Genomic DNA, 19,861 nt, shown 5'->3' with positions numbered 1-19,861 from the left:
ACCGCCGTCACGATTGCGCGACGTCGTCGAGCAGCGCGAGCGCTTCGAGGATGGTGCGCCGTTGCGCCTCGGTGCAACAGCGCTGCAGCGTCCGCGCCAACCACTCCTGGCGCGCCTGCCGATCACCCTGTAGTCGCTCGCGTCCCGCGACGGTCAGCGACAGCAACTGCCTGCGCCCGTCCGCGGGGTCCGGACGGCGCTCGACGAAACCGCAGCGCTCCAGCGCCGAGACGGTCATCGCCATCGACTGCTGGCGCACCCGCTCTCCGACCGCCAGATCACTGGTTGATGCCGCGCCGTCCTTGTCCAAACGGCTGAGCACCGCGGTCTGCGACGGGGTGAGGTCGTCTTCGGTGGCCAGTTCGCGCAGGCGGCGGCGCAACCTGCCGATGACGACCCGCACCTCACTGGCGGCTCGGACGGCGGATTCGGAGATCTTCTCGTCCATGCCATCGACTCTAATTTATGCAGTCCAAACTGTACAGTTTTGGCTGCACAGTTTGAACTGCACATCACTCGGGATGCGGGCGGCGGGCCCGCGCAGCCGTTATCGTCGGACAGGTGGCCAGCAAGTCCGCGTCGTCCGCCATCGAACTCGATGTCGGCGACCGCACCGTCCGCATCTCCAACCCGGACCGGATCTACTTCCCGGAGTCCGGCGCGACCAAGCTCGATCTGGTGCAGTACTACCTGAGCGTCGGCGACGGCATCGTCCGCGCGCTGCGGGATCGGCCGTGCATGCTGCACCGGTTCCCGAAGGGCCTGGCGGGTGACAAGGTGCATCAGAAGCGGCTGCCCGCCGGTGCGCCGGACTGGATTCCCACGGTGCGGGTCTTTTTCCCGCGCTACGGCAGGCACGCCGATGAACTCTGTGTCGACGAGTTGGCCGATATCATCTGGGCGGTGCAGATGTCGACGGTCGAGTTCCATCCGTGGAACTCGCGCCGCGCGGACACCGAGCGACCGGACGAATGGCGGATCGATCTGGATCCGATGCCGGACTGCCCGTGGTCGCGGGTGCAGCGGGTGGCGGGCGTGGCGCACGAGGTGCTCGACGAGTTGGGCGCGGTGGGCTGGCCGAAGACTTCCGGCGGCAAGGGCCTGCACATCTATGTGCGCATCGCGCCGGAATGGGGTTTCACCGAGGTGCGCCGCGCCGCACTCGCCTTCGCACACGAGGTCGAGCGGCGTGCGCCCGACGATGTGACCACCACCTGGTGGCGCAAGGACCGCGATCCGAAGCTGCTGTTCGTCGACTACAACCAGAACGCCCGCGATCACACCATCGCTGCCGCCTACTCGGTGCGCGGTGTGCCGGAGGCGACGGTGTCCACGCCCATCCACCGGGACGAGATCCCGGATGCCGACCCGCGCGACTTCACCATGAAGACCGTCCCCGCCCGCTTCGCCGAATTCGGCGATCTGCACGCGGGCATCGACGAGGCGGTGTTCCGCATCGACCAACTGCTCGAATGGGCCGAGCGCGACAAACTCGAGGTCGACCTCGACGAGGACTAGCAGTCAACGGCCGCCGCACCCGCCGGTGCTACGGTTCGCGAGTGGTGTTGCCTGCGTCAGGAGGTCGTTCATGAGCCCCGCCGAGGTTCCGGTTCCGGTCGCGATCGGCCCGTCCACGCCCGCGCCGACGCTGCTGTACAAGGCCGTCGTCGAAGGCGGCGCGACCGTCGCCGATCTGGATCAGGCCAGAGCGTTGATCTGGGTCGGTGGTCCCGGCGAGTTCCCCGAGGAACTGCCCGAATCCGTCGAATGGGTGCAGCTGCCCGCGGCCGGTATCGAGGACTGGTTCACCGCGGGGATCTTCGCCAGGCATCCGAATATTCGATTCACCTCCGCCGCGGGCGCTTTCGCCGCCAGCGTGGCCGAGCACGCGCTGATGCTGCTGCTCGCCGGGGTGCGCTACCTGCCCGAACATCTGCGGGCGGGCAGTTGGCGACAGCAGGATTTCTTCCCGCACGTCGGCACATTGCGCGGCAAGACCGTGACCATCGTCGGCGCGGGCGGCATCGGGCGGGCACTGATTCCCATGCTCGTCCCGCTGGGCGCGCACATCATCGCGGTCAACCGGTCCGGCCGCGCGGTGACCGGACCCGGCATTCCGGACACCATCGAGACGATCTCGGCGGACCATCTCGCCCGCGTCTGGCCGCGCACCGATCACGTGGTGATCGCCGCCCCCGCGACGCCCGCGACGAAACACCTGGTCGGAGCAGACGAGCTGGCTCGGCTGAAGCCGTCGTCCTGGGTGATCAATGTGGCGCGCGGCAGTCTCATCGACACCGACGCCCTGGTCGCCGCACTGGCCGTGGGCGCGATCGGCGGCGCCGGCCTCGATGTCACCGATCCGGAACCGCTGCCGGACGGTCACCCGTTCTGGGTGCTGCCGAATGCCATTGTCACACCGCATGATTCGAATCCCCCACAGCTGCGGCTGGCCGCCTTCGCCGATCATGTCGGCGAGAATGTGCTCCGCTTCGTCGGCGGCCGCGACCTGCTGGCACCCATCGACACCGAACGCGGTTACTGACCCGTCGATCACTGGTCACGCCCCCCTCGTAGCCAGCCTGTTCTGAATGTGCCATTGACAACTGGCACATTCATACCTGACGCTTAGCTCATGACAAGGTCAACGAGGACCTCGGTCCCCGGCGTTTCGACGGTGCCCTCGGCACGGTCCCGGCTCGCTGCCACGGCATGTGAGATCGGGCTGCGGCCGCTCAACAACGCGGTACCCATGAACGCACCGGGAGTCTGGTTCGCACGCAAGCTGATCGCGACGATCATGGCCACGGCGGGGCCACCACCGCGCGGCACGGCCGTCACCCAGGTCAGGTCCGGCGCGGTCCGGGGCGAATGGGTCCGCGCACCCGGTGTGGATTTCGGTCAGCGCGCCATCTACTACATCCACGGCAGCGGCTATGTGCTGTGCTCGGCCCGCACGCACCGCGGACTGGCCGCGCGGCTGTCGCAGAAGACCGGACTGCCGGTCTTCCTCACCGACTACCGGCTCGCGCCGGAGCATCGGTTTCCGGCCGCCGCCGATGACGTCGAGGCCGGATACCGCTGGCTGCTCGACCGCGGTTTCGCCGCGCAGGACCTGGTCATCGCCTGCGATTCGGCGGGCGGGCACCTCGCTCTGGATCTGCTGATCGAGAACGAACACCATGCCCGGCCGCAGCCCGCCGCCGTCGCCATGTTCTCCCCACTGCTCGATCTCACCCTCGGGCTGGCCACCGAACAGGAACGGCGGCACCGGGATCCGGTCATCTCCGCCCGCGCGGCCGGCCGACTCCCACACGCCTACACGCGCGGCCTGCCCGCCGACGCGCCGCGCCTGCGACTGCGCGTCACACCGGGTATGGCCTTGCCGCCGATCCTGATCCAGGTGGGCGGCGCCGAAATGCTCAGTGCCGACGCTCGACACCTGCACGAGATGGTCCTCGGTGCGGGTGGTGACTGCGCACTCGAGGTCTGGCCGGGCCAGGTCCACGTCTTCCAAGCACTGCCCCTGCTGGTGCCGGAGGCCGACCCGGCACTGGATCGGGCCGCCGATTTTCTTTGCGCCGCAGTGATTTCCCGCAACACCGTCTCGGAGAAGGTGAGCTGACATGTTCGGACTGGAAAGGCTCATCCCGGTGGGGATCCGGCCGCGCCGCACGCACGGCGCCCGCGCGGTGGTGACCGGCGCGGGCAGCGGCATCGGCCGGGCCTTCGCGCTCGAAATCGCCGCCCGCGGTGGGCAGGTGATCTGCGCCGATATCGATGAATCCCGCGCCGACGAGACCGTCGCCCTGATCGAACGCGACCACCCCGGCGCCGCGCATGCCTTCCGCTGCGATGTGTCCCGGCGCGAGGACGTGGAAGTCCTTGCGCGCTTTGCTGAATCGCTCTTCGAGCGCCCGGTGACGCTGGTGGTCAACAACGCCGGCGTCGGCATCGGCGGAAAACATGTCGGCGAGATCGGTTTCGACGACTGGGAGTGGGCACTCGGCATCAACCTCTGGGGTGTCGTACACGGCTGTGAGATCTTCGCACCGCAACTGCGGACCGCGCGCCGGGGCGGGATCATCAATGTCGCCTCGGCGGCCGGCTTCGCCGCCGCACCGTCGATGGCGGTCTACAACGCGTCCAAGGCGGCGGTGCTGTCGCTGTCGGAGACCATGGCCGCCGAACTGAGCGGCACCGGAGTCGCGGTCACCGTGCTGTGCCCGACCTTCGTCAAGACCAATGTGGCCCGCGACGGCCGCATCACCCAGCAGTCGGCCCGGCTGGCCGACACCCTCATGCGCCTGACCGGCTTCTCCCCCGACCGCGTCGCGCGCACCACCCTCGACGCCCACGACCGCGGCCAGCTCTACGTGCTGCCGCAGCTGGACGCGCACGTCATCTGGCGGCTCAAGCGCTACTTCCCCGCCCAGTACACCTATGCCCTCGGGCTCCTGGATCGGCTACTGCCACAGGAGAACTCGACCACCACAGACCGGTCCTCGGTCTCCGACAAGACGGGAGTCTGACATGGCCAACGTTATGGACTTCGACGATATGCTCCGCAAGATCAAGGATCGCCAGTGGGCGCTGGCCGATATCGACTGGGACGCCCCCGGCGCGGAGACGATCTCGCCCGAACTGCACGCCAAACTCAAGCCGTTCATGGCCGATCTGATGTGGATCGAGAACGTCGGCGCGCGTGGCTTCGCGGCCATGGCGAAGAAGGCGCCCACCGAGACGCTGCGCGAGATCTATCGCTACTTCCACGCCGAGGAGCAGAAGCACGCCAATGCCGAACTCGCGCTGATGCGACGCTGGGGCATGCTCGACGGCGATGAGATCCCGCAGCCGAATGTGAACGTCAAACTGGTCATCGACTTCCTGGACCAATACGCCGACGATATGTCGATGTCGTTCCTCGGCACGGTGATTCCGATGCTCGAGGTCACGCTGGACGGTGCGCTGATCAAGTTCATCATGGATGAGATCGAGGATCCGATCTGCCAGGAGGCCTTCAAGAAGATCAATGCCGACGAATCCCGGCATCTGGCCGTGGATTTCGCGGTAATGGATCTGCTCGGGCACGCGCAGATGCGCAAGCTGCTCGTCGATCTGGTCGGCGGCTGGGCCAAGCCATCGTTGATCATCGGCGTGCTGAGCTATGTGCCGCTGCTGAACAAGATGCGCGACAATATCGTCGCGATGGGCGTCGACGAGGAGAAGCTGTACGCCGCGCTCAAGCGCTACGCGAATGTCGGTGAGCGCAGCGAATTCGCACGACGGCTGCCGATGTATCAGATCGTCAAGATGCACGGCGGCTGGGTGATCAATCGCGGCCACCCCTACCACCTGCTGGCCGACACGCTGGTGAAGGTCACCGCGCGGGTGCCGAAGGTATTGCTGCGCAAGGACCCGACCTGGTCCAAGGAAATCACCTACCGGCCCGCGGCATGACGAGGGAAACCATGACCGACACGCTCGACGTCGCCGTCATCGGCGGCGGGTTCGCCGGCATCGGCGCGGCGATTCGCTTGAAACAAAGGGGGATCGGCGATTTCGCCATCTTCGAACGCGGCACCGCGATCGGCGGCACCTGGCGCGACAACACCTATCCCGGTGCGGCGTGCGATATTCCGTCGCGGCTGTACTCCTACAGTTTCGCGCCGAACCCGAATTGGTCGCATACCTATTCCGGGAGCGGCGAGATCCTCGGCTATATCGAGTCGATGGCCGCGCAGTTCGGGCTGCATGAGCACTTTCGCTTCAGCAGCAATGTCACCGGCATCGCGTTCGACGAGACCGCCGGGGTCTGGAACATCACCATCGAGGGTCGCGCGGATGCCGTTCGAGCCCGCGCCGTGGTGCTGGCGTCCGGACCGCTGGCCAATGCGAGTCTGCCGAACATCCCCGGCATCGAGGATTACCGGGGATACAAGATCCACAGTGCCCGTTGGGATCACGACTACGACTTCACCGGTAAACGGGTCGCCGTGATCGGCACCGGGGCCAGTGCGGTGCAGATCATTCCGGAACTGGTCGAGCGGGCCGCCGCGGTCAAGGTGTTCCAGCGGACACCGGGATGGGTGCTGCCCCGAGTCAATCGGCGCACCAACCCGCTGACCAAGGAGCTCTACCGCCGGGTGCCCGCGGCCGAATCCCTCTCGCGCCGAGCGTGGTTCTACGGGCACGAATCGGTGGCGCTCGGTGTCGTCTGGAATACCCCGCTGACCAGGGTGGTCGAACTGGTCGGACGCGCACAGCTGCGCAGGCAGGTTAAGGACCCGTGGTTGCGCCGCCAGCTCACCCCGGATTTCCGCGCCGGATGCAAGCGGCTGCTGATGACCGACGACTACTACCCGGCATTGCAGCGGGACAATTGCAAGCTGATCACCTGGCCGATCGCCCGCATCGCCGAACACGGCATCCGCACCGCGGAAGGTGTTGAGCACCAAGCCGATTGCATCGTCTTCGCCACCGGATTCGATGTCTCCAAGACCGGCACGCCCATCCCGATCGTCGGCCGGAACGGGCGGGTGCTGGCCGAGGAATGGCAGCGCGGCGCCTACGCGTACAAGAGCATCGCGGTCTCCGGGTACCCGAATCTGTTCTTCACCTTCGGACCGAATTCGGGGCCGGGACACAATTCGGCGCTGGTGTACATGGAAGCCCAGATCGACTATCTGGTCGGCGCGATCGGCACCATCCTGGACCGGAATCTGCGCATGCTCGACGTGCGCCGGGACCGCCAGGACCGGTACAACGCGGCGATCCAGCGGCGGCTGGGCAGCACCACCTGGAACTCCGGCTGCCGCAGTTGGTACCTCACCGAGGACGGGTTCAACGCGACCATGTATCCGGGCTTCGCCACGCAGTACGTGGGTCAACTGCGGACGCTGGACCTCGGCGACTACACCGTCGTGCCCGCCGGTGCGAGCACCACGAAGCCGCGGATCGCGGCGGTTTCCTAGGTGATGGCCAGCTGATTGTTTCGAGCGACCTGCAAGCAATCGCCGGCGGCGGCCGGGACGCTAGACTCTGTCGGTTCGAAGACCGCGTCCCGGCCGCCGGTGCGGCCTGCCTAGTCGCCATGGGAGGTGATATCGGTGCCGGAGTACCGGATCGATGATCTCGCCCGCGCCGCGGGCACCACGTCCCGGAATGTGCGCGCCTACCAGGAACGCGGGCTCCTGCCGCCCCCGGTCGGCAAGGACGGGCGGGCGAGCATCTATGACGAGTCGCACCTGGAGCGGCTGCGCCTGATCGACGCACTGCTGCAGCGCGGATTCACCACCGCCCATATCGCCGATTTCATCACCAGCTGGGAGACCGGCAAGGACCTCACCGAGGTGCTCGGCCTGCAGCACGCGGTGACGGCCACGTGGGCCAAGGACGAAACCTTCGAGGTCCCCCGCGAACTCATCGGCACCATCCTCGGCACCGACACCGACGAACTCGTCGACCGGCTGGCCGAGATGAAACTGGTGCGAATCGACGGCGATACCGTCGCGTTCACCGACACCGCGCTGCTCACCTCATTCGCCGAATTGCACGAGTACGGCCTGGAACTGCGCACGCTGATCGAGATCTACGCCAAGGTCGCCGACCGCATCGATGACATCACCCACATCATGATCACGGCCGCCAAACAGCACATCGTCGACGAACACGGACCCGGCTGGCTGCCCGAGACCAGCGGCGAAATCGCCGACACCACAACGATGCTCAACAAGATGCGGGAACTGGCCGTCGCCTCGGTGCACTCCACCCTGGCCCGGTCACTCGATGTCACGCTGCGGCAGGAGCTGGGTGATTACCTCGCCACCGCCGCCGAACGCGAGCGCAAACGCACCGGCGCGGAACCGTCATAGCGATCGCGTATCACGCCGCCGTTTGCCCGAATTCGGTCCGGCCGAGCAGTTCGGCCCGACAGGCGCGGTGCTCGGCGCACAGGTAGGCGAATCCGGGCCGGATGAATGCCGGATCGAGTCGCTGTGCGAACGTCAAGTTTTCGCGACGCCAGCAGTCGCCGCACACCACGTTGTTCATGTGGCACCTCATTCCGCTCATGCCTACGCCTCGCCGGCGCTCGGCTACGGCATACGCGATGCGCGCTGCCGCATGGTTCACTCACTGCGTTCGCTCACGGGACGTATGTTCGAGAGTGCCCATTTCGCGGATCACTCAATGCACTGTGCGCCCATGGCAACACAACCGTTACTTATCGAGAGCCCGAGTCCATAGCGTGCGCAGACCCCGCGCCTGCGCACGCTCGGCCAACTCGGACACCAAACGAGTCTTGCCGATGCCCACTTCGCCTGAGCAGACGACCAGCTGCAGGTCTCCGTTCACCGCAGCGTCGACCAGTGGAGCAGATCGGCAGGTTCGACTGCCCGTCCGATCAGCTCGGTCGACACGCGCCACTCCGACTCGACACTACTCGCGCGGTGGCGCGGATGAGACAAAGATCTCGCTTGATCAGGCGCCGAGAGCGATCCGATACTCCTGACCGGCGCCGTCGTAGTGGATGGAGTAGGTCGCGGGATACCTCGCCGCGGTCCGCCGCTGCCGTTCCTGGCCGGGCGGCTGAACATCCGATACGGCTAGGTCAGCGTCAGCGATTGCGCGATCAGCGTGACGTACAGGGTCAGGATGAACAGGACCGCCGGGAGGACCGGATACTCCTGCCGGTCGCCGCGCAGGAACGTCACCGCGCCCCAGATAGGGAGTAGCAAGAGCACCAGGGGAATCCAGGCGACGACCGACTCGCCGACCGAGTACGTCCACGGTTGGACGAGAGCGACGTCGGTGAGTGCGGCGACGGCGGCGCAAAAAAGCGCGACGGCGGCGCTGCCGAGTGGGCCGAGGGTGTTCGAGTACAGGTGTTCGGTGGGGCGGGACGCCCGCGAGGTCTTGCGGGCGAACTCGAACTGGAGGAAGGCGCCCGCGAAGATCAGGGCGACGGCGGCCGACCTCCAGGTGGCGCGGACTTCACCGGTGTCGGCGGCAGACAGGACGATGTAGGCCGTGACCAGCAGTTGTACCGGGTAGGTGACGGCGAGATTCACCAGGATGTCGGTTCGGATGGTGACCGATAGACGCTCGAGGCCCCAGAGGGCCAGGCCGTAGGCGAGGACGGCGGCGATCATGAGTGCGGACACGACCGAGAGGCTGAGGCTGACGATCACCGCTCCGATGGCGATGACCGCCATCGCGGCGCGCAGTTCGGTGGCGGTGATCGCGCCGGTGACCAGGGGGCGGTCCGGATTGTGGATTCGGTCGTAGTCGAGGTCCTTCTGTTCGTCGACCATGCGCAGATACAGCAGGACGAACGCGACCACGACGATGCGCAGAACCGTGGACCCGGTCGGGTGCCAAGGTGAATCCGGTTGCGACACCAGGGCTGCGGTGCCCTCCAGGGCCAGCACCCACAGCACTCCGTACAGAACGTAGTGCGGTTTGTACATCACCGCGGTGAAGCGGCCGATGCGAATGACGGAGTCGACGAGGTTCGGCGACGATGCGCCCGCGACATCGCTCATATCCGGGCCCCGCTCAGCCCCACGGCCCATGTCATGCGTCACTCCAGCGGTCCCACATGGTTACCTCCGCGGCCGGAATCCGGCGCGGACCCGGCCCTCGCGTGCCGGGGAGCAGATGTGCGACCGGCAGCATGGCGACCTGGGTGACCTGGTCGAACGGAATCCCGAGCAGTTCGGCGATCTCGCGTTCATAAGCGAGGTGGGCGGTGGTCATGGTCGAGCCGAGCCCGCGTTCGTGCAGGGCGAGCATGAAGTTCCAGACGGCCGGGTAGATGGAGCCGTAGAAGCTGGCCAGCAGCAGCGGCGACGCGTTCGCGGGTGGACGGCCGAGGGAGCAGACGACGACCAGCGCGGGAACGTCGTGCAGGTGGGCGGCGAGGTGCTGACCGGACGCGAGGTCGCCGAGTTGGTCGGGCCGAGGTGTGCGGGCGGAAAGGTAAGCGGCGAAACCCTTTCGGTAGTACTCGGCGATCTGCTGTTTGCGCGCGGGATCCTCGACCACGAGGAAGCGCCACGGCTGGCGGTTGGTCCCGCTCGGGGCGTGCACCGCGATGTCGAGGCAGTCCAGCAGATCCTGGCGCGCGACCGGTCGGGTCAGGTCGAGGCGACGGCGGAAGGCACGGGTGGTGGTCAGCAGCTCCCGGCCCGGGAATTCCGCACCCATCAGGTTCCTTCCGGATCGGACTCGGAAACCAGTGCGTCCTCGTCGAATTCGAGATCGATCCGGGCGGCCACGGCATCGGCCTGATGGATCTCGCAGTGGATCACGATGCTGCCCGCGCCTTGATCGGTGATCTCCGAGGTGCATTCGGCGGGTAGGTCGAGTTCCACGAATTGGTCGAAAGTGCTTGCCACACATTCGAGTTCGGGCAGATCACGGACAACCATAGACAGCGCGGTCTGGCGGCAGGCCTCGATGAGCAGGCTGCCGGGCACATGGTCGAGTTGGTGATCGAACAGGAAGGGGTGGCCGAGGTCGGGGACAAGCCGCGCCCGCGCGATCGCACCGGCGCGCATCGGCGGGCCGATCACCACATTGCGCCAGTTCTCCCGCCCGACCGCATCCGGTGCGGCGCGTTCGGTGAGTGCCGAGGCGCCGCGAAACGCGCCGAGCCCCAGGCTTTCCCGGAAACCGGCGCGCAGCGCCGACCACTGCCGTGCGGTCACCCAGGAGAAGGAGCCGTCGACTGTCATCATCGGCTCGCCGCCGGATTCGATCTCGAGCACCATATCGACGCCCTGCAGCACGCCACCACGGTGGTGCCGCTGCGGAACTCGCACATTCATCACCAGATCCGCTGGCGCGGTGCGGACTTCCCAAGCCGCGGTGTCGGAGCCGGTGCCGTTGAAGGTGCGCACCACAAATGCCATATCGGGCGGCACCCCATAGAACTTGTGCGTCAACGCGATCGCCGCCTGCCGCGCCGCCTCCATCAGCACCAGCGGATCATGGCGCACCGCAAGCGATCCGGCGTGGTCACCGTAGTACGCGTGCATCCTGGGTAGCTGGGCCCCGGCGATAAAGGCGTGTTCGGCCACGGTATCCAGCGAGGTGACGAATACCTCCGAGACGGCGCATCGATGTGCGAGTTCCCGGGAGATCGTGCGGGTATGGCTTGCCGTTGTCACGGCAGCCGCGTCTGTGGTCATCATCGACCCTCCAACCATTCTTCAGCGGACACCGGCCGCAACGCCTGCGGCGCGGTGCCGGTCCGCATGGGAAGTACGTAGGACCCGAGCACGATCGCCGACCACGGATCCAGCTCCCGGCCGTCGGCCCAGGCCAGGTACAGCAGCTGTGCGCAGTCCGCGTCCGACTCCCGATCGAAGCCGGGTGGGGCGGTTCGGCCGCCCCGCTCCAGGTCGGCGAGCACCCGGTCGAGCGCGTCGGCCCGATCGAAGCTGCGCGCCGGTGTGTGCGCGTACAGGTCTCGCGCGATCGCGGCCGCGGCTGCCGAGCGGTCCTCGCCCGTGCAGGCCTGCGCGATCACCGTCGCCCGACTCCACTCGTCCAGATAGATCGCGAGTTCCCGCAGGACATCGGCGGGATCGTCGGGCGAATGCACGAGATTGAGCAGGTAGTTGTGGCGGCCGAGCAGATAACGCAACTCACCCGGTCGCCGTTTGCGCGGATCGGTGGCGCCCTTCGCCTCGGTGAGCCGGACCGGAACGGGCAAGTCCCCGTCGGGGCCGTGCACGACGAGCACCAGCACATCCGAGATGCCGACCAGCAGATCGGCCAGGCGTCGGCGTTCGGGTGAGGCGATATTCCAGGCGAAATACCACAGCGCGCGCGCCAGATGCCGATCCACCGGAATGCGGCATGCGCCGACGACACGAAAATCGTTGTCGGCGAGCCACTTCAGTGTCGGCTCGACCGCCCGGGCCACGATGGCGTCCGGCTTGAGCAGCAGCAGTGAGTGCTGCCCGGCAAATTTCGCCGCATCGACACCGAGCCGGTCGAGTTGGTCCACCGACTCCTGCACGTAGGTATCGGCGACGTAGGCGTCGACCTTCTCCGGCGATGGCGTCAGCGCGTTCAGCAACTGCCGCAATGGCTCTGGCGTTATCGCACTCATTGCGCGGCTCCGTCGAAATCGTTGCTCGCCAGCACATCCTCGATGGACGGCAGTGGCATCCCCAGATAGCCCGATTCCAGGCAGTAGTCCAGCAGCAGCCGCAGATACTCCTTGCCGCTCGGCGGCGACAGCTTACCGAGCAGGACATCGGCGCGCGTGGTGTCGAAGACCAGCCGCCGCCGGAAGTAGCTGGTGTACAGCGATCCGATGCGGCGGTAGTACTCCCGCTCGATCGGCTCCAGGTCGTCCTCGGCGAAAGTCGTCTCCGGCACGAAGGTGGCGACCTCGAACGACGGATACTCCGCGAGCACATCGGAGACCTCGCGCAAGGAGAGCGTGTCACGGCCGAGTGCGTGCAGCGTGCGGCTGTGCGCGGAGTCGAAATCCAGTACCGCCGCGGCGATCACGTCGGCGACATGGTCGACCGGCGACAGCGACAGCGTCGCGTCGTAGCGGCCGGGCAGCGACCGCAGCTTGCCCTCGACCATGAGCTTCAGCACGGTGTAGAGATTCTTGTATTCGCGTATCGCCCCCGTATCACTGGCCCCGGTCACAATGCCGGGGCGCACGATCACCCACGGCATCCCCCGTGCCCCCGCCGCCCGCACCAGCTGCTCGGCGCGAAACTTGCTCTCCTCGTAGCCGTTTCCGAACGTCTGACCCGCGTCGAGCTCATCCTCGGTGACGGTGCCGCCGCGCATACCGCAAACGTACGCGGTGCTGACATGCACCAGCGGCACATCCCATTGACTGGCAAGTGCGATGGCGTTCGCGGTGCCGCGCACGTTGAGTTCCTCGTAATCCGCGGCCGCGGCGTCGAAAGCCGTTGTCGCGGCGCAGTGCACGATCGCGCCGACGCGCTCGGACAGATCCTCGACATCGCGCTCGGCGAGGCCGAATCCGGGCACACGGACATCGCCCGCGACGGCGGTCCCCGCTTCCAGGACGGTCCCGTCGTTGCACACGATGGTCGAATTGCTGTGCAGCACAGCGGCAACCGGTCGACTCGCGGCCGCCAGCCGCGCGACGACCTCGGCGCCGACCAAGCCGGCCGCGCCGGTCACCAGCACGGTGTCGCCCGGACTCATAGTCGTCCCTCGCCGGTAGCGTCGCCCGCCAAGGTGCCGGAGACGAGGGCGATCACCGCGTCGACCCGGCGCACACCCACCAATTGCTCCGGCCGATAACGCGGAAGGGCGAAAGCCCGCTCGAGGACAACCGTGAGCTCCATCAGGCGTAGCGAATCGAAGCCGAGGTCCTCCACGAGCCGGTGGTCGTCGGCGAGTTCGGCCGGTGGTTCGGGAGCCATGGCGAGGACAAGTCGACGCACCTTCGCAGCGGTCGTGATGTTTTCGACGAGCCCGCCCGTCACCTGGCCACCACCCCCCATCGAATCGCTGCGCGATGCTGCCATCATGTTGGCTCTCCTTCCCGCAGATGAGGTTGTTGGCCACCAGAGGCCAGCAGGTCGCGAGCCTCGTCGAGGGGCAGGTCGGTATTCAGATATCCGGCGACGCGAAGCCAGTCGTAGCCGATCGCCAGGGTGCGACGCCATTGCTCACGCGAATCGAAGGAGGCCGGGAACCCCATTGTCGTCTCGGAACCCGCGGCGACCCAGCGGACCAGGGTAACGAAATCATCGAGGACCGCCAGACCCGCGAGGGTATCGCCATCCGCGCCGATGATCTCCGAGAAGCGCACCCGCCGTGCCGATTCCAGCTGCACCAGCAGATCGTCACGCCGCGGCGCCTGCGGCGGCAACAACCGCCGCATCGTCGCCGCGGGGGCGACATCGGCGGGCAGTGGGTGAATACCGAACGCGGACAACAGCACGCGCACCACCATCGCGATCAGCCGGTGCGCGGCGATATCGGCGACCGCGCCCTGGGAGTTCTTGACCGCACCCGCGAGATCCTCCCTGGCATTCTCCAGGACGATGTTGGACCACACCACATTCAGCCCGCATTCGGTGAATCTGGTTGCCGGCAAGGGTGACAACGTCGCGATCACCTCGTCGCGCGCCGCACCGGTCAGGCCGAGCGCCGGGGCGGCCGCGCTCGGGACCGGCGTATACGGCTTGACCGGCTTGCACATGGCCAGCGCGGGTTCGATGAGTTCGCCACCGCGCCAATGCAATCCGACCAGGCCGAGCCGGAGGAACTCCATCAGGTCCGCGGTGATGTCGTGCCCGGCGCGGGCGAGTACGTCGCGCAGGGAATGCCGGAACACCACCGAACGCCAGGCACGGGCGGCACGGTCCGATAAGGCGAACACGTCCCGGTCGTCGCGGATCACATGCACCCGACCACCGATCGTCCAGGTCGTGACGCCTGGTCTGCGCGCGAACAGGATCTCGTGCGGATCGTCCGCGACAGCGTGCACACCGAGCGCCGCGGCCAACTCCCACACCTGTTCCCACATCGCCTGTTCAGCGAGCTTGCGCGCCTGCGCATCCCCGAGCGCGCCGTAAGACTCATCGGACGCCCAGACGGCGGGATCGCTGATATCAAGATAGCGATCGATCAGCTCATCGTGACCGATCCGGTCGAGTTGGTGCGGCAGCCATTTGGTCTCCAGGTAGCTTTCGCCGCGCCCGGCCGCCCAGGCCTTCATCGCCTGCAGCAGTCCATCGCGGGCCCACTCGCCGGCCTCGGCCCGCACATGCAGTGCCCGCAGCGCGACCGCGTAGCGCAGCGCCTGTGTCGCGCGCCGGGTCCACCAATCCGCCATCAGCGCCGTGAAGTTCGAATGCGGCAGTAGCGCACGCAATTCCACGATATCCGGCACACCGGCCCGGACCACTGTCGCCCGCAGGAACCGTTGACACCGATTGAGCAGATCCTCGTCCAGATCCGTCACGGTACCGGCCGCGACCCGCTCCAACTGATTGCGCAACTGGGCCTCGGACCGAGTCCGCACCTCCACCCGACGACCATCGATGAACAACACCGTCGGCAAGGTGGGCAGGTCCTCATCACCGGGTGCGACGACCAGGAAGTCGACATCGGACCCGGCGTTACCGAAACCCTCCGCCAGCGAACCTTCGAAGAGCACGGTCGAATCTCGCGACACCACAACACTTTCCAGCGCGCGATCGAGCAACTGCCGCACCCGTTCCGCGGGGAGGGCGGGCTCGGGCACCGCGTCGTCGGCGCTCAGTGCCGGTGCGTGGGCCGTTGCATCGCGGCCGGTTTCAGCGGCGCCCTCGGCCTCATGAGCGACCGCCCCCGCCAACTCACCGTCCACGAACAGCTGCCACATGTGCCGACGTCGCGGTTTGCCACTGGATGTGCGGCGGATAATGCCGCGCGGCCCGGTCACGATGGTCGCCGTCTGCGCCGGCCCGAGTTCTCCACGAATGATCTTGCGCGCCTCCGTGATCCACGCACCCGGAGCGGATTCCGCGAACAATGCGATCCCCTGCGCACCGGCCGCGGTGATCGCGACGGCGGCTAGTTTGCCCTTGGTGATGCCGGTTTCCTGGGCCACCCGGGATTCGATGTCCTCCATGAACACCGATCGACCACGGACCTTCAGACTCGACCCCATCCGGCCGAGCACGAAAACCTCACCGTTGTGCAGGAATCCCGCATCACCGCTGAACAGCACCCGCTCGACGATCCGCGTGGACGAACCGGCGGTGGGCTCCCCGGAGTAGCCGAGTGCGACCGAATCACCGACCACCACCATCTCGCCGAGGGTGCCGTCCGGAAGTTCCCGGCCTTGCTCGTCCACCACCCGCACCGTCGATTCGGGCGTCGAATACCCGAGTCCGGTGATCCACCCCGAACCCTCGACGCGGTGGGTGTCGTCGATCGATTCCTCGGCCAGGATCGTAATCGGTTGGCCGAAGCGCAGATTCGGATTGTCCAGCCGCAGCGCGGTGACGGGTCGATTGCGCGCGGAGGAGCTCACCATCAGCGTCGCCTCGGCCAACCCGTAGGCGAGGGTATACGCGTTGGTCGAAAAGCCCTGCCTACCTGCGAGATTCGCAAACGACTGCAGATCGGCCACCTCGACCGGTTCGGAACCGACGGCCAGCGTGCGCCAGCCGGACAGGTCCAGGTCCGCGATCTCCGCGGGCGCGACCCGGTGCGCCACATAGCCGAGCGCGAATGACGGCGAGGGCGAGTGCTGCGCGTGTGTCATCGCGCGCAGCCAGCGCGCGGGATCGCGCACGAACTGGTCCGGGCGCATGAGATATAAATCGCCCTGATTGGTCACGGTGGTGAGGAACGCACCGACCAGGCCCATATCGTGATAGAGCGGCAGCCACGAAACCATCGCCTCGCCGGTTCGCCAGTCGACCAGCGTGGAGATCATCGCGATGTTGTTGGCCAGGTTGTGCCAGCTGACCCGCACCCCGCGCGGCGTCCCGGTGGAGCCGGAGGTGAACTGCAGCAGCGCGCATTCGTCGGGCGTCCCGAATTCGCGGTCCTGCGGCGCGGGCCCGAGCATCGCGGCATCGAGCACCAGTGGTTCATCGGTCCGGCCCGCCGCCGCTGCGGCCTGGCGCACCAACTGTTCGAACTCGGTCGAGGTCACCACCAGTCGCGGCCGCGCCTGCCCCAGGATGGCCGCGATATGGGCGATGATCTGGTCCAGGTCGCCGAACATCGGCGGCGCGACCGGAGTGCAGACTCCGCCGCACGCCCAGACCGCGTAAAATGCGGCGGCACAGGGGAATCCGGTCGGCATGATCACGCACGCACCGTCGCCGCTGCCCATACCGTGTTCGCGCATGCGCGCCGCGATCGACCAGGTCATCTCGGCGAGATCGTGATAGCTGCGGTACTCCCAGCCGTCGGCCTCATCGGCCAGGTGGATGCCGGCGTCCCGCGCCGGGTCGGCCAGCCAATCGCGAACTGCGGCAACGTCTTTGTCAGGTTTCATGGCGCTGCTCCCCTCCGGACAGCACAGTAACGGTTCCATTCGTACCATCGACCCGAATTCGCATACCGGTCCGTATCTTCTTGGTCAGGTCTCTGACTTGCACCACCGTCGGAACTCCCAACTCCCGCGCCACGATCGCGACATGGGTGAGGGGGCTGCCGCGCTCGATCACCAGCGCCGACGCCGAGGGCAGCGCGGCCACCCAGCCGGGATCGGTGCGGTATGCCACCAGGATGCCGCCCGCCACGTCGCGCGGCTCGTCGACGACGACGGCATTGCCCTCGACGATCCCGGATGCCGACGGCGTACCGGGCAGTACGGTGCCGACCGTCGCGGCCGGGGTGTCGGTAACCGGCACCCAGCCCTGACGCGCGAGCTCGGCGCGACCGAAGGCGGAGCCGGTGGTGACGAAGCGTGCCGGGGCAACCAACTCGGCGTCCCTGGCGCGCTGGGCTTTCCGTGCGGCGACCAATTCGCGCAGACCGCCGCTAGCGACTGCTTGCAGGTCGCTCGAAACGGCACTGCTGTCGGCATCCTCGTAGCAGCCGCGCAACTCCTGGACGGTCAGCGCGAACACGTCATCGAATTCATCGATCACGCCGCGCGCGACCAGATCTCGGCCCATCACCCGGATCATGCGCTTGACCATGCCGAAAGCCCTGGTGCGACAGAACCGCAGCCGCTCCCGATGTGCGGCGCACCGATTCACCTTGCCGCGCAACCGTTCATAGATCCGCCGCCGGAACCCGCGCAGGTGCGCGTCGAGGTAGTCGTCGGCCTCCTGGCTGCGACTGTGCTGGGCCTGCTCGCCGACGCGTCCGATCGCACTGCGCAACATGATGAACAGGCTCGCGGGATCCTCGCGCAGGTCCGGCGTCTCCAGCTTCAGCTCGTCCAGACTGCGATAGCCGTAGCGGTCGATGTAATCCTTGACCCGACCCAGGAATTCGGTGCGGTCGTGCAGCGCATCGTAAATATGTTCCGGTGCGGTCGAATTGATCAACGACACCAGCTCGGGATCAGTGCGAACGAACTGTGCCAGCTCGGTCATGGCGCGCGCCGGTTCCGCGGATTCGACATCCGCGCCGGGCCCGACCACGGCGTAAAGGAACCACTCCGGCGCCTTCGGCAGCAGCAGCTTCGTCAGCAGGTACATCAGACCGGTGCAGGTCAGCAGGATGGCGTCCAGGACCATCAGCGGACCCCAGCGTTCGACCAGATCCCGGTCGACCTTGCGATAGGCCGCATCGGCCTGTTCGCCGGTCAATGCCGAGTAGTCGAGCGCGTCGTATTCGTCGTAGACACGGTAGAAGTCGGTCATGAAGCGCTCGACCATGTCATCGATGCCGAACAGCCGCCGCACATAGGTGGCCGTGGTGCTCACGCGCGAACGCAGACGAGCCAGCGGTGTGCGGAAAGTGAACGGCCGCAAGGTCTTCGCGATCTCATCGGGCAGCGGCTCGTCGACGCCGAGCGCGGCCTCGAGCACCTTCCGGTTCAACGGATACCCGGGCGCGATCCCCACCATCCGGTACCAGTGCAGCAGGTTGTAGTAGACCCGGCCGTGAAAGTAGCCGAGCAGCACCGGAGTCCAGCGCTCGGTCTGGCGCAGTTGCTCGGCGGGCACCCGCAGCGACTTCGCGTAGCCGTGGTACACCCGACCGTAGATGTCGGCCGCCGTCGTATAGGTCAGCGGGGAGGTGAGGCCGCTGAAACTCTCGATGATGTTGGAGTTGTCCCAGATTCGCCGCTCATCGTCGGCGACGATCTCACCCGCACCACGGAGCACCGCGCCGCGCGCCGCGGTGCCGGCGACCGCTGTGGTGATCGGCCGCGACTGCAGGAACCAGAGGCCGTCGGCATCGATGGCCCATTCGATGTCCTGCGGCACACCGACATCGGCCTCCAGCTTGCGTCCCCACTCCACCAATTCGGCCAGCTCGGCATCCGAGAGCACCGTTGCCCCGCGTCGCTGCTGCTCGACTTCGAGAACCGCACAGCCTTGCTCCCCCGCGGGCGCATAGGACCGATCCTTGTCTCCCACAGTCGTTTCCAGCACCGCGCCGGAGGACTTGTCGACCACCACCGAGTCGGCGTCCACCGCGCCCGACACCAGTCCCTCGCCGAGTCCGTACACCGCACTGACGACCAATTCGTCAGTAGCGCCGGTGATCGGGTTCGCGGTGAACATCACCCCGCTGGCGTCAGCCGCGACAAGACGTTGCAGGACAACGGCAATGGCGCCGGCCCGCGGCTGACCGTGGGCGAAGGCGTAGCGGATGGATCGTTCCGAGAAGGCCGATGCCCAGCAGTCACGCACCCGGGTCGCCACCGCATCGACGCCGTTGACGTTGAGGAAGGAGTCGAACTGGCCCGCGTACGAATGCCCCGGACCGTCCTCGACGACCGCCGACGATCGGACCGCGATCGCGCCCGCACCGAGCCGGGCGTAGGCGTCGGCGATCAGCTCGACGATCGTCGGCGGCAGCGCAGCCGCGCCGATCGCGGAGCGCAGTGCCGCGGCGGCGGCCAGCGCTCGACCCAATTCATCCGCTGATGTGACATCCGACACAATGTCGGCGAGATCGCCACCAACGGCGGTCTCGATAAGGAACTGGTTGAACACGTCGGTGCCGAGCACCGTCCAGTCAGGGACGCGGAAGCCGCCGTTGTGCAAGGTGTACAACCCGCGTGCTTTACCCCCGGCCAGCGCGGCAAACGTCGCTGAGTCGGTCCACGGTCCGATAACCTCCACGCCATCTCTCCCATCACCCCCCGTTCACCGCACCGGAGCAGGCGCTCCGGCACAACAAGGCAGAGCAAACCGAAGGGGCTGTCTGGATA

General features: G+C 66.9%; 17 protein-coding genes. 7 read left to right on the top strand and 10 right to left on the bottom strand.

Features of this window, described 5'->3' with window-relative positions:
• Nucleotides 1-7: 7 nt before the first annotated feature.
• Nucleotides 8-448, bottom strand: coding sequence for a MarR family winged helix-turn-helix transcriptional regulator (locus tag OG874_RS01070; RefSeq protein WP_330253238.1), 441 nt, complete (start codon nt 446-448; stop codon nt 8-10).
• A gap of 113 nt (nt 449-561) precedes the next feature.
• On the opposite strand from OG874_RS01070, the gene ligD reads away from it, so the two are divergent.
• The 7 genes from ligD to OG874_RS01035 all read left to right on the top strand — a co-directional run bounded on the left by ligD (nt 562) and on the right by OG874_RS01035 (nt 7,874).
• On the top strand, nt 562-1,518 hold the full coding sequence (ligD, locus tag OG874_RS01065; RefSeq protein ID WP_330253237.1) for a non-homologous end-joining DNA ligase: 957 nt from the start codon (nt 562-564) through the stop codon (nt 1,516-1,518).
• Nucleotides 1,519-1,588: 70 nt separating this feature from the next.
• A complete protein-coding gene (locus tag OG874_RS01060; RefSeq protein WP_330253236.1) occupies nt 1,589-2,545 on the top strand; it encodes a D-isomer specific 2-hydroxyacid dehydrogenase family protein in 957 nt (318 codons plus the stop codon).
• Between the two features lie 90 nt (nt 2,546-2,635).
• On the top strand, nt 2,636-3,625 hold the full coding sequence (locus OG874_RS01055) for an alpha/beta hydrolase (RefSeq protein ID WP_330253235.1): 990 nt from the start codon (nt 2,636-2,638) through the stop codon (nt 3,623-3,625).
• 1 nt (nt 3,626) lies between these two features.
• Nucleotides 3,627-4,532, top strand: coding sequence for an SDR family NAD(P)-dependent oxidoreductase (locus OG874_RS01050; protein WP_330253234.1), 906 nt, complete (start codon nt 3,627-3,629; stop codon nt 4,530-4,532).
• A gap of 1 nt (nt 4,533) precedes the next feature.
• Nucleotides 4,534-5,460 (top strand): ferritin-like domain-containing protein, encoded by a 927-nt coding sequence (locus OG874_RS01045; protein WP_330253233.1) that lies wholly within the window; start codon nt 4,534-4,536, stop codon nt 5,458-5,460.
• 11 nt (nt 5,461-5,471) lie between these two features.
• The gene (locus OG874_RS01040; RefSeq protein WP_330253232.1) at nt 5,472-6,974 is read left to right on the top strand and encodes a flavin-containing monooxygenase; all 1,503 of its coding nucleotides are present in this window, start codon (nt 5,472-5,474) and stop codon (nt 6,972-6,974) included.
• A gap of 135 nt (nt 6,975-7,109) precedes the next feature.
• Nucleotides 7,110-7,874 carry a MerR family transcriptional regulator gene (locus OG874_RS01035; RefSeq protein ID WP_330253231.1) on the top strand — a complete coding sequence of 255 codons (765 nt, stop codon included), beginning with the start codon at nt 7,110-7,112 and terminating at the stop codon, nt 7,872-7,874.
• 10 nt (nt 7,875-7,884) lie between these two features.
• On the opposite strand, the gene OG874_RS01030 is transcribed toward OG874_RS01035, so the two are convergent.
• The 9 genes from OG874_RS01030 to OG874_RS00990 form a co-directional block, all read right to left on the bottom strand.
• Nucleotides 7,885-8,052 (bottom strand): hypothetical protein, encoded by a 168-nt coding sequence (locus OG874_RS01030; RefSeq protein ID WP_330253230.1) that lies wholly within the window; start codon nt 8,050-8,052, stop codon nt 7,885-7,887.
• Between the two features lie 554 nt (nt 8,053-8,606).
• Nucleotides 8,607-9,545: a hypothetical protein gene (locus OG874_RS01025; RefSeq protein WP_330253229.1), complete on the bottom strand. Its 939-nt coding sequence runs from the start codon at nt 9,543-9,545 to the stop codon at nt 8,607-8,609.
• A 31-nt stretch (nt 9,546-9,576) separates the two neighbouring features.
• A complete protein-coding gene (locus OG874_RS01020; protein WP_330253228.1) occupies nt 9,577-10,209 on the bottom strand; it encodes a nitroreductase family protein in 633 nt (210 codons plus the stop codon).
• Nucleotides 10,209-11,198, bottom strand: coding sequence for a ScbA/BarX family gamma-butyrolactone biosynthesis protein (locus OG874_RS01015; protein ID WP_330253227.1), 990 nt, complete (start codon nt 11,196-11,198; stop codon nt 10,209-10,211). The genes OG874_RS01020 and OG874_RS01015 overlap by 1 nt, the downstream gene beginning before the upstream one ends.
• The gene (locus OG874_RS01010) at nt 11,195-12,124 is read right to left on the bottom strand and encodes a nucleoside-diphosphate kinase (RefSeq protein ID WP_330253226.1); all 930 of its coding nucleotides are present in this window, start codon (nt 12,122-12,124) and stop codon (nt 11,195-11,197) included. The genes OG874_RS01015 and OG874_RS01010 overlap by 4 nt, the downstream gene beginning before the upstream one ends.
• Nucleotides 12,121-13,212, bottom strand: a complete 1,092-nt coding sequence (locus OG874_RS01005) for an SDR family oxidoreductase (protein ID WP_330253225.1) — start codon at nt 13,210-13,212, stop codon at nt 12,121-12,123. The genes OG874_RS01010 and OG874_RS01005 overlap by 4 nt, the downstream gene beginning before the upstream one ends.
• Entirely contained in the window at nt 13,209-13,541 is a 333-nt protein-coding gene (locus OG874_RS01000) for an acyl carrier protein (protein WP_330253224.1), read from the bottom strand. The genes OG874_RS01005 and OG874_RS01000 overlap by 4 nt, the downstream gene beginning before the upstream one ends.
• The gene (locus tag OG874_RS00995) at nt 13,538-17,017 is read right to left on the bottom strand and encodes an AMP-binding protein (RefSeq protein WP_330253223.1); all 3,480 of its coding nucleotides are present in this window, start codon (nt 17,015-17,017) and stop codon (nt 13,538-13,540) included. Before OG874_RS00995 ends, OG874_RS01000 begins: the two co-directional genes overlap by 4 nt.
• Nucleotides 17,007-19,772 carry a phosphoenolpyruvate synthase gene (locus OG874_RS00990; protein ID WP_330253222.1) on the bottom strand — a complete coding sequence of 922 codons (2,766 nt, stop codon included), beginning with the start codon at nt 19,770-19,772 and terminating at the stop codon, nt 17,007-17,009. The genes OG874_RS00995 and OG874_RS00990 overlap by 11 nt, the downstream gene beginning before the upstream one ends.
• Nucleotides 19,773-19,861: the final 89 nt, after the last annotated feature.

Origin of the sequence: Nocardia sp. NBC_00565, assembly GCF_036345915.1 — a bacterium.
GTDB lineage: Bacteria > Actinomycetota > Actinomycetes > Mycobacteriales > Mycobacteriaceae > Nocardia.
Note: the sequence above shows the minus strand (reverse complement) of the source record. Positions and strands in the feature narration are given on the sequence as shown.

Excerpts from the sequence above, each read along its gene's own strand:
- OG874_RS01000 (WP_330253224.1), bottom strand. The coding sequence starts at position 13,541 with ATGATGGCAGCATCGCGCAGCGATTCGATGGGGGGTGGTGGCCAGGTG.
- OG874_RS01055 (WP_330253235.1), top strand. The coding sequence starts at position 2,636 with ATGACAAGGTCAACGAGGACCTCGGTCCCCGGCGTTTCGACGGTGCCC.
- OG874_RS01015 (WP_330253227.1), bottom strand. The coding sequence starts at position 11,198 with ATGATGACCACAGACGCGGCTGCCGTGACAACGGCAAGCCATACCCGC.
- OG874_RS01050 (WP_330253234.1), top strand. The coding sequence starts at position 3,627 with ATGTTCGGACTGGAAAGGCTCATCCCGGTGGGGATCCGGCCGCGCCGC.
- OG874_RS01020 (WP_330253228.1), bottom strand. The coding sequence starts at position 10,209 with ATGGGTGCGGAATTCCCGGGCCGGGAGCTGCTGACCACCACCCGTGCC.
- OG874_RS01045 (WP_330253233.1), top strand. The coding sequence starts at position 4,534 with ATGGCCAACGTTATGGACTTCGACGATATGCTCCGCAAGATCAAGGAT.
- OG874_RS01025 (WP_330253229.1), bottom strand. The coding sequence starts at position 9,545 with ATGAGCGATGTCGCGGGCGCATCGTCGCCGAACCTCGTCGACTCCGTC.
- OG874_RS01030 (WP_330253230.1), bottom strand. The coding sequence starts at position 8,052 with ATGAACAACGTGGTGTGCGGCGACTGCTGGCGTCGCGAAAACTTGACG.
- OG874_RS01060 (WP_330253236.1), top strand. The coding sequence starts at position 1,589 with ATGAGCCCCGCCGAGGTTCCGGTTCCGGTCGCGATCGGCCCGTCCACG.
- OG874_RS01070 (WP_330253238.1), bottom strand. The coding sequence starts at position 448 with ATGGACGAGAAGATCTCCGAATCCGCCGTCCGAGCCGCCAGTGAGGTG.
- OG874_RS01005 (WP_330253225.1), bottom strand. The coding sequence starts at position 13,212 with ATGAGTCCGGGCGACACCGTGCTGGTGACCGGCGCGGCCGGCTTGGTC.
- OG874_RS01010 (WP_330253226.1), bottom strand. The coding sequence starts at position 12,124 with ATGAGTGCGATAACGCCAGAGCCATTGCGGCAGTTGCTGAACGCGCTG.
- OG874_RS00995 (WP_330253223.1), bottom strand. The coding sequence starts at position 17,017 with ATGAAACCTGACAAAGACGTTGCCGCAGTTCGCGATTGGCTGGCCGAC.
- OG874_RS01040 (WP_330253232.1), top strand. The coding sequence starts at position 5,472 with ATGACCGACACGCTCGACGTCGCCGTCATCGGCGGCGGGTTCGCCGGC.